Origin of the sequence: Leeuwenhoekiella palythoae, assembly GCF_020310025.1 — a bacterium.
GTDB classification, from domain to species: Bacteria; Bacteroidota; Bacteroidia; order Flavobacteriales; family Flavobacteriaceae; genus Leeuwenhoekiella; species Leeuwenhoekiella palythoae.
Genome location: NZ_CP084318.1, coordinates 1,347,905 through 1,359,732, shown reverse-complemented (window position 1 = coordinate 1,359,732; position 11,828 = coordinate 1,347,905). Strand labels below are relative to the sequence as shown.

Annotated in this window: 11 protein-coding genes; 6 read left to right on the top strand and 5 right to left on the bottom strand. The window is 40.9% G+C overall.

Annotation, left to right across the window (positions count from 1 at the left end):
* Positions 1-21 precede the first annotated feature (21 nt).
* Positions 22-531, bottom strand: coding sequence for a DUF1440 domain-containing protein (locus LDL79_RS05725; protein WP_072982982.1), 510 nt, complete (start codon positions 529-531; stop codon positions 22-24).
* Positions 532-881: 350 nt separating this feature from the next.
* On the opposite strand from LDL79_RS05725, the gene LDL79_RS05720 reads away from it, so the two are divergent.
* The 3 genes from LDL79_RS05720 to LDL79_RS05710 all read left to right on the top strand — a co-directional run bounded on the left by LDL79_RS05720 (position 882) and on the right by LDL79_RS05710 (position 4,203).
* Positions 882-2,654: a GmrSD restriction endonuclease domain-containing protein gene (locus LDL79_RS05720; protein WP_225599497.1), complete on the top strand. Its 1,773-nt coding sequence runs from the start codon at positions 882-884 to the stop codon at positions 2,652-2,654.
* Between the two features lie 86 nt (positions 2,655-2,740).
* Positions 2,741-3,178 (top strand): hypothetical protein, encoded by a 438-nt coding sequence (locus tag LDL79_RS05715; protein WP_225599496.1) that lies wholly within the window; start codon positions 2,741-2,743, stop codon positions 3,176-3,178.
* A gap of 392 nt (positions 3,179-3,570) precedes the next feature.
* The gene (locus LDL79_RS05710) at positions 3,571-4,203 is read left to right on the top strand and encodes a hypothetical protein (RefSeq protein WP_225599495.1); all 633 of its coding nucleotides are present in this window, start codon (positions 3,571-3,573) and stop codon (positions 4,201-4,203) included.
* A 571-nt stretch (positions 4,204-4,774) separates the two neighbouring features.
* On the opposite strand, the gene LDL79_RS05705 is transcribed toward LDL79_RS05710, so the two are convergent.
* Entirely contained in the window at positions 4,775-5,938 is a 1,164-nt protein-coding gene (locus LDL79_RS05705; protein ID WP_225599494.1) for a serine hydrolase domain-containing protein, read from the bottom strand.
* Positions 5,939-6,091: 153 nt separating this feature from the next.
* Between LDL79_RS05705 and LDL79_RS05700 the strand changes: the two genes are divergently transcribed.
* The 3 genes from LDL79_RS05700 to LDL79_RS05690 all read left to right on the top strand — a co-directional run bounded on the left by LDL79_RS05700 (position 6,092) and on the right by LDL79_RS05690 (position 8,717).
* Positions 6,092-7,585, top strand: a complete 1,494-nt coding sequence (locus tag LDL79_RS05700; RefSeq protein ID WP_072982996.1) for a catalase — start codon at positions 6,092-6,094, stop codon at positions 7,583-7,585.
* Positions 7,586-7,666: 81 nt separating this feature from the next.
* On the top strand, positions 7,667-8,146 hold the full coding sequence (locus LDL79_RS05695) for an ankyrin repeat domain-containing protein (RefSeq protein WP_072982998.1): 480 nt from the start codon (positions 7,667-7,669) through the stop codon (positions 8,144-8,146).
* Positions 8,133-8,717 carry a hypothetical protein gene (locus LDL79_RS05690; protein ID WP_225599493.1) on the top strand — a complete coding sequence of 195 codons (585 nt, stop codon included), beginning with the start codon at positions 8,133-8,135 and terminating at the stop codon, positions 8,715-8,717. The genes LDL79_RS05695 and LDL79_RS05690 overlap by 14 nt, the downstream gene beginning before the upstream one ends.
* Here the strand turns inward: LDL79_RS05690 and LDL79_RS05685 are convergent.
* The 3 genes from LDL79_RS05685 to LDL79_RS05675 are packed head-to-tail and all read right to left on the bottom strand — an operon-like array spanning position 8,710 to position 11,756.
* Entirely contained in the window at positions 8,710-9,375 is a 666-nt protein-coding gene (locus LDL79_RS05685) for a 3'-5' exonuclease (protein WP_225599492.1), read from the bottom strand. The two genes, LDL79_RS05690 and LDL79_RS05685, sit on opposite strands and share 8 nt — an antisense overlap.
* Positions 9,376-9,377: 2 nt before the next feature.
* Positions 9,378-11,282 (bottom strand): DUF294 nucleotidyltransferase-like domain-containing protein, encoded by a 1,905-nt coding sequence (locus LDL79_RS05680; RefSeq protein WP_072983003.1) that lies wholly within the window; start codon positions 11,280-11,282, stop codon positions 9,378-9,380.
* An 18-nt stretch (positions 11,283-11,300) separates the two neighbouring features.
* Entirely contained in the window at positions 11,301-11,756 is a 456-nt protein-coding gene (locus LDL79_RS05675) for a nucleoside deaminase (protein WP_225599491.1), read from the bottom strand.
* Between the last annotated feature and the right edge of the window lie 72 nt (positions 11,757-11,828).

Here is an 11,828-nt window from a genome sequence, read left to right as displayed (position 1 = left end):
CTTAAGTGTTGCCCGAAATTTTTACTCGCGTAATTTTTTAGCCACATAACCACGTACCAACTCGGTAGTGATCCCAAAAGCCAAATGTGCCAAGAGTTCGTTGACCTGAATTTTCGCCGGGATCTCGGTCGGATTGTCTTTAAGTCCTAACAAAGGTAACGAGGTCTCGTGTGTACCTATCCATGTCGTTGCGCCATAGGCTGCACCGTCAAAAATATTAGTATCTAACTTATCGCGTTTAGCGTAGCCATAGGTCGCACCTAAACTGGCACCAAAAGGCACATTCACCAACTGCTCTGCCAGCTCGTGGTTGCTTTCGCTAATGCGCTCTCCGGTAAGTTTCATTGAGAGGTCATCTACCATTTTGATCTGTGCCGATCGGGTATTGGGCTTACGTACCGGAAGCACTTTCTCGATCGCTGTTTTGACCAAAGTACCGGCAAGACCGCCCAATACGCCGGAGATCAAACCGCGACTAACATTAGAGGTGAAGGTATCTTTTTCTAACCAGGCTTCAAGGGTCGTGCTCATAATTTGTTGTTTGGTTTAAAGGTAATAAGGATGCCACACAAGGCCTTTGGGTTTAACAGCTTTTTGACACCTGCGGCACGAGCTTTAAACGGGTTTAATAAGGAGATTAAGTATAGATTGTCCATTAATTCACCATTGTTTGCCCATAAATACTGGGGTTTAATGGATAAACAATGGAGAAACTATGGTTAAACAATGGATAAAGCCCGAAGTGTACCCGCGGGGAAATACCCCCTAATTGCAGGTTAATTACTGATAATTATGGAATTGCGTAAAATAGTGTGGGGATTTTGGGGTAGATTTAGGGTTATTGTATTAGAGCTTATTGATCACTTAAATTAAATACAAATATGGCAATCATTAGAAAACTTGATATTAGACCAGAATCTGTAGAGTCCATATATGGGTACTATAGAAAAAAAATGCTTTTAGTAAATAGAAAATACCAGCGTAAATTAGTTTGGAGTGTTGAGGAAAAGGAAAAATTTATTGATAGTATTTATAATGGATTGCCAATACCTTTAATACTAGTAGCACTCACGAAATACAAGGAGAGCACAGTGTATGAGATTATTGATGGGATGCAAAGACTTAATGCAATTGTTTCCTTTATACAAAACGAAGTTCATTTATCAGGAAAATATTTTAACCTTGATACATTAGCTTTAACAAAGGCACTCAAAGATAGAGGTAATCTTATTCAAAAAGAACCTAAACTGGCAATTGAAGAATGTTTAGAAATCACTTCTTATCAGCTTCCATTTTCAATAACTGCGTATGACAAAGATGCGGATATAGAAGAAATTTTTAGAAGAATTAATTCTTATGGTAAGACACTTTCCAGTCACGAATTAAGACAGGCTGGCTCTACTGGTACATTTACTAAGATAGTAAGGGATATTGCGGAAACAATCAGACAAGATGTCTCGCCATCTGATAAAATACTGCTAGGGAACATGCGAAGAATAAGTTTAAGTAATAGAGGCCTTAATTATGGAATAGATTTAAGAGAAGTGTTTTGGTTTAAGCAAAGTATATTGACAGAAAATAATATTAGAGCTTCAAGGGATGAGGAATTAATAGCACACTTGATAATTGGTATTTTAATGAATTATGATATCAATATTAGTTCAACATCACTAGATAAAGCATATGGTTTGAGCGATGAAGAACATGAAAATATTGATACAGAAGAGTTAATAAAGAAATATGGTGGAGCCAAATTTATAGTAAGCCAGTTCGAATCAATTTTCCAAGAAATTAAAAATACAATAGATGTATATAAATTTGATTTTAGGAGATTATTATTTAGAGAGCAGAGTCGATATATAAATAATGCTTTTCAAGTAATATTTTTAACCTTTCATCATTTGTTAGTTAAAGAGGAGTTGAAAATTAATGACTATCGTGCATTAAATAAAGAGCTAAATGGTTTAGGTGATAAGTTTATTTCCCCTATGATTGAAGAAATTAGACATAGAGCTGCACGGAAGAGATGTATTGATTCAGTTGCAGGAGTACTGCGGAGACATTTTTCAAAAAGAGATGAAACAGATCCTGTACTAAGTAACGGAGTGATTAAATTGGAATCTTTAATAGCTGCTTCAAAAACTGAAAATACATCATATGATTTTAAACAAGGTATTTACCAGATGGATAAAGAGAATAAAAATATCAGAGATAAAATTCTCAAAACTCTATGCTCTTTTGTAAATGCAGGAAGAAATTCTGTTGGTTATGTTGTTTTAGGTGTTGCAGATAAAGAACATATAGCCAGCCAATTCACAAAATTTTATAATGATAATACAATTGAATTGAACGGTTTTTATATAACAGGATTAGATGCAGAGTGTAAAAAGCGACATAAGGATCTTGATGAATATAGAACTCAACTTGAACAGTTCATTAAGAAGGCAGATGTTCAACCAGAATATTACAAAACACAGATTTTAAAAAATATTGACTTGTTTTCTTATAAAGATAAATCAATAATTATTTTGAAAATTGAATCAAAAGATGACCCATTAAAATTAAATGGAAAGTTTTATCATAGAGAAGGTACAAGTACAGTTGAAATTTCTAGTTCTGAGGAACGTCAATTGTGGTCATTATTTTTAAAGTAGACAGAAATTTTACTAGTTGATTATAAATGTAAGAGGTTGTCAATGAATTGTATAGGCCTATTTGATAGGAAATAACATAACTACTTATGAAAAATTACTATTTAATTTTAATCGAACATTTTATTGGTATCGGATACCTAATTTTATTTTTTATAGGTTCTTTTGCGAATTATACTACTCTATACTACACTGGAGGAATAGGAATGTTCCTTTTCATCTTAATTATGGTTAAGGGTCAGCCCAAAAACTTATCTTCTTTTTTGTTTATGTGTTTACTGGGTTCCATAATAGCATATTTTATATCTAATTGGTGGTCTGGGCTTTTTTGGATGAGTGCTATTTTTACTGTAGGACAAATATTTGGTATGAGCGCCTTGATTAAAAGTAAAGACCATATAAGAAATATGCATGTGTTAGATTTCGCCAGATCTGGAATGGAGTCTGACCCTGATAGACTAGAAGTTATTGATATTATTTTATTCGTAGTGTTGTTAACAGCTCCATATTTATTACAGCTTTTGTGAATTGAGATGAAAATTAGTAATTATTAGGAGACTTATTATTTCACGTACGAAGGCCTTTTAAAAAGAATAAGTCCAAAGCTAAAGCAGGGCTAAACCATAATTATTCTACTCCAAAGAAAAGTACAACTTATCCTGGGATTTGTTCAACTGCTGCTGTCGGAGGTTTGGGTTTTTGAGATGGGGTGGTTGTATTACCAGTATATGTATACCGATGTTCTTTTTGCTTTTAGGTATCTGGATTGGGTGCTTTTTTTAAACATAGGCCTCGGTTTGCTTAATACGTATTTGGGCTATCGGGTATTAACCAGAAGACTAGCCATCCTTAAAGGTTATATTCTTATGCTGTGTTTGATCGTTTTGGGGAGTTTGCTAAATTTGAGTTATACCAACCTATGAGCCTATTTATAAGCTTAATTGTACTGGCGTTGGGGGTAAGTGGGATTTTGTTGCTTACCAAGACAAGGTTTCCAAAAGCAGAAAAGCTGCTCAGCCGTATTGCCTTGCTTTCGTTGGTAGTAATGATCCTATGCGTGGTGCTTTTGAGTAATGATCTATGTCTTAAGGGTGCATATACCAGCGCGATCATTGGGGTGGTGTTTTTACTTACTACGCTTGTTCTTTTTGGATTGTCTAAACGAACCACAACCAAAATATGGAGCGGTCTTATTACTATTCCTGTTTTTATTTGCTGCCTCTTAAGTCTATTTGATAAAGGATACCTCTTCTTTTTTTACCTACTGGCATTACCCTTTGCACCTCCGATAGCTACCTATGATGTAGATGAAACCCATCAGGTTGAAGTTCATGATGGTGGATTTATGGCGTGTGGTGAAAGTTTGGTGCTTACAGAATCTACCTGTTTCCTTTTTGATAAACAGCGATATGCAGGTAATAATCATTGTGTCACTAACATATATAAGGTAGAAACGGTAGCGTTTGATGAGAACAAAGCAACTTTTTTGATCTATCACGATGAGAGCAGGAATATAGAAAACCCATACACCTATGAAACCGAGTTTAATTGACCGGGGAGCCTTCTCGCTATACTGAAGAAAAAGAAGCGGAAACCCTTTGGGTATGTGCACATTCAGTCACCTCGACGTTAGGAGAGGTCGCACAAGTCGCTAACTCCCTTCTCCTTTGGGAGAAGGGTTGGGGATGAGGGGGAAGTCCGCGTAGCTGGACAGGGGTCGTTTTAGTAAGTTTGCGTGAGCACCACCCCGTCAGCTGCTGCGCACTCTGTGCTTGCCGCTGCCACCCCTCCTCAACAAGGAGGGGAGCTGAAGTGTTAAGCGCTTCTAATTGTTTCATAAGGATTTAACGACAGTATGTAACCTTCACGCGATACAATTCCCTATATACATTAGGACAGGCAGCGCGGCAACATCTAAAACAGTAAGCAGTGAACAGCAAACTGCCAACTGAGACTGCCGACTAGAGAAGGGCTGGGGATAAGGACTTTTGACAAAGCACACACCAGATGGGATTTCTCCCGATGGTCGAAATCACGTTTGAGTCGTAGTTCTACTTTCGTATTTTAATACCGTCTTTTCTCTTTCATCTCTTGTCTATTATCTCAAGTCTAATATCTCCAGTCTAAGAAGCTCCATAAACCAGTTCCAAAAAGGCTTCGATCTGACTCGGCTCTAGCCAGCGGAGTACGATGACCAAGTCGTTTTCTTGGTCGATGACGATAAAGTTTCCGCCAAAACCGGCTGCGTAATACAAGTGTTCAGGCAGGTTTTTCCAGTGGCGTGCACCTTGCTGATTCAGCCACCACATATAGCCGTAATTAGGATTCGGCGTTGAAGGTTGTTGTACCGCTTTTACCCAAGCTTCAGAAAGCAAGCGTTTACCGTCCCAAACACCATTATTAAGGAATAAAAGTCCAAAGCGCGCCATATCTTCAGCACTGATAAACATCCCACCACCGGAATGTCCGCCGCCGGTCACGCTTTGCATTTGGAGACCGTCTATGGTGCTCCACGCATCGTCATAGCCAAACCAACGCCACGAGGTAGAAGCGCCTATAGGATCCATAAGCTGTTCTTTCAATACCTGCGGAAGCGGTTTGCGCCACGTATGCGTGAGTGCGTAGGCGAGTACATTTACCCTTACGTCGTTGTATTCAAAGAACGTTCCGGGGGTGCGCAGTTCGCGATTCTTCCAAGTGTCAATGCCGCCTTCACGCGGTGGGCGGTCTGCCCAGTCCTTTCCGTCCCAGAGTTCGCCGCTCCAGTCAGAGTTTTGTTCCAGCAGGTGCTTCCAGGTAACTTGGCTGTTGTGGTCACCGTCAAAGGTTCCGTCCCAGATATAATCGCCTACCAGATCATTCACATCGGTGATGATGCCCGCATCTACTGCGAGACCGGCAGTGGTTGAGAGAAAACTTTTGGTGACGCTAAACGTCATATCTACCCGTTCCGTATCGCCCCATCTGGTGACGAGGTAGCCGTTCTTCAAGATCATTCCCGCAGGTCCGCCGCGCTTTTTTGTGGGTCCGGCGATGTGATGATACGGCTCCCGCTCAAATCCTTTTAAAATCGCCTGGCGCAGATCGCGCGAACCGGTGTATTCGTGTTCCATAGCAAAATCAACCGCGGCTTGGAGCGAAACTTCGGTAAACGCACCGGAGGTTGCTGATGTGGTTTTCCATTCGGCTTGATATTCGGGAAAATAATATTCTTGTGCGTAAAGGGTTTTGATGGTTAGAAGAAGTATACCAAAGAAACAATACAAGTGCGCGGAGTGTTTTTTCATCAGACTGTTAATATTATTGTTAAAAATTATGGTAAATAAAAGTTAAATAGCTTTTGCTAATGATTGAATACTATTTTTTAATCATTTTCTAACAAAATCGGCAAACTCAATAAATACCTTTGGTAGGAAAATTACCAAAAAAATAAAGATATCATGGCAGAGCAAAAGAAAATGACCACCTCAGCGGGAGCACCGGTTTCTAATAATCAGAAATCGCAAACAGCCGGCGATCGCGGTCCTGTAGTAATGCAGGATTACAAATTGTTTGAGAAATTAGCACACCAAAACCGTGAGCGCATTCCAGAGCGTACAGTGCACGCCAAAGGTTGGGGAGCACAGGGAACATTTACTGTTACTCATGATATCACAAAATATACTTGTGCCAAATTGTTTTCTGAAGTGGGGAAGCAAACTCCGATATTATCGCGTTTTTCTACAGTAGCCGGGGAAGCTGGCGCTGCAGATACCGAGCGTGATGTGCGCGGGTTTTCGCTGAAGTTTTATACCGAAGAAGGAAACTGGGATATGGTAGGGAATAACACCCCCGTATTCTTTATTCGTGACGGTTATAAATTCCCAGACTTTATTCATACGCAAAAGCGTCATCCTAAAACCAACTTGCGCTCGCCCGAAGCTATGTGGGATTACTGGTCGCTTTCTCCCGAAAGTTTACACCAAGTCACCATCTTAATGTCTGACCGTGGTATTCCTAAGACGCCTATGCACATGAACGGCTACGGCTCGCACACCTTTAGTTTTTGGAATAAAGACGGAGAACGTTTTTGGGTGAAATTTCACTTCAAAACTCAGCAAGGAATAGAGAACTATACTAATGAAGAGGCTGCGGATATAATTGGGCAAACCCGTGAAAAATATCAGGAAGAATTGTTTAAAGCCATTGACGAAGGAAACTATCCTAAATGGACGTTGAAAATTCAGGTGATGCCGGAGGCTGAAGCAGAGAACTTACCATTCAATCCGTTTGATCTTACTAAAGTATGGCCACACGATGACTATCCGCTTATTGAAGTAGGGGAGTTGGAGTTGAATGAGAATCCTGAGAATTACTTTCAATTTATAGAGAATGCTGCGTATTCGCCATCTAACGTGGTGCCGGGTATTGGGTTCTCACCAGATAAGGTATTGCAAGCGCGTATTTTCTCCTATGCTGATGCGCACCGTTATCGTTTAGGAACGCATTATGAAGCATTGCCGGCTAATGCGCCTAAAAACGCGATGGTTAATCATTACCACAAAGACGGACCGATGCGTTTCTTCACCAACGATTTTGGAAACCCAGACGCGTATTACGAACCGAATTCTAAAGGAGGCGCCGTTGAAGTGCCGGAGGTGGAGGAGCCGCCGATGCGCATTAGTGGCGATGTAAAACGCTATGAAGAGAATGATGAGTTTGGCGTGTATAAGCAGCCGGGAGATCTATTCCGTTTGATGCCACAAGATGAAAAAGAGCGTATGTTTGTGACTATTGCTACTGCTTTAGATGGTGTTTCAGAACCTATTGTACAGCGTCAATTGGGCCATTTTTACAAGGCAGATCCTGCATACGGAAAAGGAGTGGAAGATGCGATCAAAGCGATGAAAACCGGTGTTGATCCTAACAGTAACGTGCTTCCACAAGACGTATAAACCAAGATATATAAGATATGCGAGGCGGATTAAATTTTAGCTGCCTCGCTTTTTTTTGAAAAAATATAGTATTTTAACTAGATGAAATCAGAATCTCTATTTAATGCCATTCGTTCTGAAGACGAGCAAACCGTAGCAGCGCTATTAACGGAGCACCCCGAATTGATCAACGAAAAAGATCAGCGCGGATCTACCCCGTTATTGTTAGCTACCTATTACGGACACAAAGGAATCGCCGAGACTATTATTGATAAAGGTGCTGCTATTGATGCTAAAGATGCCTCAGGAAATACCGCCTTAATGGGCGTGTGTTTTAAAGGATATACCGAAGTGGCAAAACTCCTGATTGATAAAGGTGCCGATGTGAATGTGCAGAACTTTAATGGAGCGACCGCATTGATCTATGCAGCAACGTTTAATCAAAAAGAACTGGTTGAATTGTTACTGGAGCGCGGCGCAAACCCTGAATTAAGAGATTCTAGAGATCTAAAAGCCGAAGACCATGCACGTATGCAAGGTTTAGATCAAATAGAAAATCTATTAAAGCATGCTACACCCTAAAGTAGTACAAGACTTACACTCCATACGTTTTAGAAATGTTGGTTTTAAGCGTAAGCCGGTGCTGTACCCGCAGGCCGAACGTCAATTTAACCGATTTCTAATCAATGCTATCGGGCATAATGTATTTGTTATAAGCACTGGTCTGGGACTTGATGTGTACTATAGCAGTACTCAAGATTATTCTCAATTCATCAAAAAAAATTTGTGGTTGTTTAAACCCGCAAACGATGTAGTTGCTGAAAAACACTTCGTGGCTACTCTTCATGGCCCGGAAGTATTAGACTATTTTAATATGGTTGTAGATAGTTTGATCACGCATCCCCAACTGTTTTTGTCCTGTTGTAAAAAGTTTATGCAGTACTATAAAGATGCCGGGGTGAAAACGCGTTTGTTGCAATTGCTTTACAGCACGTTTGAGGCACACCTTCAGGAGTTGATCAGTCAAGAGCGTAGTCCGTATACCGGTAGGATCAAAAAAATGCTCAACGAGTCTGAAATTTCAGAGTTTAAATATTTTGATGAGGTCGACCGTCTGGCGTATCAATCTAAGAATGCAAGAAATTTTAATTGAGTAAAATCTGCTTCAGTTTAAACTTTTTGTTGGTCTTCAATTTAGAGAGAATCTTCAGGAAGGCCAGCGCTGTGATATAGGCGTCACCCATTGCTTTATGTCGGTCTGTTCGGGAGATATTCAGCTCTTCACATAAATCGTCTAGCGTATATACTTTATTGGGGTCTGTGATGTTTACCAAATGTACTGTGCGTTTGTATAACACCCCGGTATCGGTAAACTTATTTTTCAGTTTAGGAGCGCCAAGGCGTTTAAGCGCATAATTGATGATGCCAATGTCAAACCCTACGTGATGTCCTACAAGAATGGCATCACCTATAAATTCTAGAAAAGCTTTTACAGCTTCTTCTTCGGTTACTTTTTTGTATTTCCGGTTTTCGCGTAGAATGCCGTGAATAGCAACAGCTTCTTCATTAAACACGTCTTGTTCCACATACAGTTCAAAACTGCTAGAAAGGCTAATGGTGTTTCCCTTAAGTTCTAAGGCGCCAATGCTAAGCATACGATCTTCGCGGGCATTGGTGCCGGTGGTTTCTGTATCAAAAACAATAAAACGCGCCTGTTCAAATTCCGGAAGGCTTTTTCCTGAAAATTGAGCAGCGTAGTTTTTGTAGAATTCAGGCGGCTCAGGGGTTTTGCTGAAAAACGGAATGCGCATATTTATTTGAGATTGTATCGAAGGGTTAATAATTCCTGAATGTCGTGAATGGATTTAAAGCAGCGTTTCAGCTTAAGTTTTTCGGCTTTGCTTAAGGTTGCTAATTCAATAAACCTTCCGGAGTCGTCGTGTAAAATTCCCTGCTTGGTCCTGAATTTCAGTAAGGCTTTAAAAGCATACGAGCAGTTTTCATAAATCTCTTTATTGTTCTGTTCCAGTTCGGCAAGGCGCTCAAAGCGACCGGCGGTATTGTTGATGTTGCGTAATTTATGATTGAGACTCAGCACACGCGCAGCATCTATTAGCGGCATCAATGCACGGGTTTTGATATCAAAAAAGTCTTTGTGATCGCCACCTTCTTCTACCAGAAACTGTCTGAAGAACCCTAGCGGCGACGGACTGCGGATAGCATCTTTAGCCATCACCCGATAAAACATTGGGTTGGTATCTAAAGTATCAAGAATACTGTCTGAAAGTTTAGTTACCAGTTGGGTGTCGCCAAAAACATAGCTGTAATCAAAAAAAATGGCAGAGAGCAGTTGGGTTTCCGGGGTAGGATCGGTGATCCAGGTGTGGTATTGTTTTTTCCATTCGGAAAGCGACTGGCACCAGCGCGGATTGCTCGCCATCATATCAGCGGGACAATAGGCATAGCCCACCTTATGCATCGCACGAGTCGTGATGCGTGCTAGTTTTATAAAATATGCCTGGGTCGCCTCGTATTCTTCTTCCGGGACGTTATCAAACACAATGGCATTATCCTGATCAGTAAACAGGAGTTGCTCTTTACGTCCCTGACTTCCTAAAGCCAGCCAGGCAAATTTACACGGCGGCGGAGTTTCCATCTTTAACAGAGAAAGTTCTAACGCCCGTACTGCGATCGCATAATTGATCTCATTGAGAATGTTGAGAATTTGCGAGAGCGGCAGGTTTTGATCTAAATACTTTTTAAGCAAGCGCGAAACTTTAAGCCGTACATCGCGCAGGCGTTTGGTGCGCTTGGCGAGTTTTACCTCTTTTAACAACACCACCGGATTGTTAGCAAACGAAACTACAATATCATGTTCTGTGATGAGCCCCAGTAGTTTGGTGTCTGGCGTGCCATCTTCGGTGATACACAAATGATTTACTTCGTTCTTAAGCATAATCAGTTGGGCTTGTGCCACCGTAGGATCTTTCTGAAAACATTTAACCGGATGGCTCATGATTTTATCTACCGTATCTGAGATATTAAAATCTCCAGTAGCGATACGGTCACGCAGATCACGGTTGGTGATGATGCCTACAGGTTTCTCATCGTGTGTCACCACAATGGAACCCACATCGCGGTGGCTCATCTTTTTTGCTGCTACTTTTATAGTAGTATCTGGCGTGCAGGTCAGTATATTTTTAGAGTAACGCGCTTTTTGTAGATCAAAGATCTCACTGTTGCGTTCTACAGAATATTCGGTGAATAGTTTTCCGCTTTCTTCAAGGGAATACGGGTCACTCACATTAGAGGCAAAGCTGGCGATAAGAAAGTTACTCACCTCTTTGTGTTCTAAAGCGATGGGCAGAAAAAGATCTATAGGAATCCCATAAATGATAGACTCTTCATTAGCAGAAGCAGAGAGTTCATAATCTTCTTTTGTGATCAGCGGGCGCAGGCCAAAGATGTCGCCTTCATCACAAATATCTACGATTTTGGGTTGGTTATCTACCGTTCTAAACACCCGTACGGCACCGTCTTTAACTACGTAAAACATAGCGTGGTTGGTATCGTGTTCTTTAAAGATGGGCTTGTCTTTCTCAAAGTAGAGTACCTCGATTTGCGCAGCGATCTTCAAGAGACTGTCTGCTGCCAGGAATTGAAACGGTGGATAGCGTTTTAAGAAATCGGCAACGCGTTCTGCAATAGTATTTTTCAAAAGCTTAGAAGTTTAGCGTTAGTTGAGGTTACGGCGCTCGATAAAAAAGCGCTTGAGCAGTTGGGCAGCTTCGGTTTCTAGCACACCTGAAGTTACTTGCGTTTTAGGATGCAAATGCGTTCCCATTTTTTGATAACCCCGGTTGGTGTCTGCCGCACCAAAAACGATCCTGCTGATCTGACTCCAATACAAAGCACCGGCACACATTTGGCAGGGTTCAAGTGTAACGTACAGCGTGCAATCGGTTAAGTATTTTCCGCCTAAAAAATTGGCTGCTGCGGTAATGGCTTGCATTTCGGCGTGTGCGGTCACATCGTGCAGGCGTTCGGTTAAATTATGCGCTCGGGCAATGATGCGGTTATTTACCGTGATGACTGCACCTACCGGAATCTCGCCGAGCTCAAAAGCTGTCTGAGCTTCCTGCAAGGCTTTTTTCATAAAATAGTGATCGTCAAAAGGTTCAATTAGCGCCATGCGGTTGGTTTTAAAGCTTGAAGATAAAAAGTTTTTTGCAGTATCATTTTTAAATGAGCCACTAATTATTTC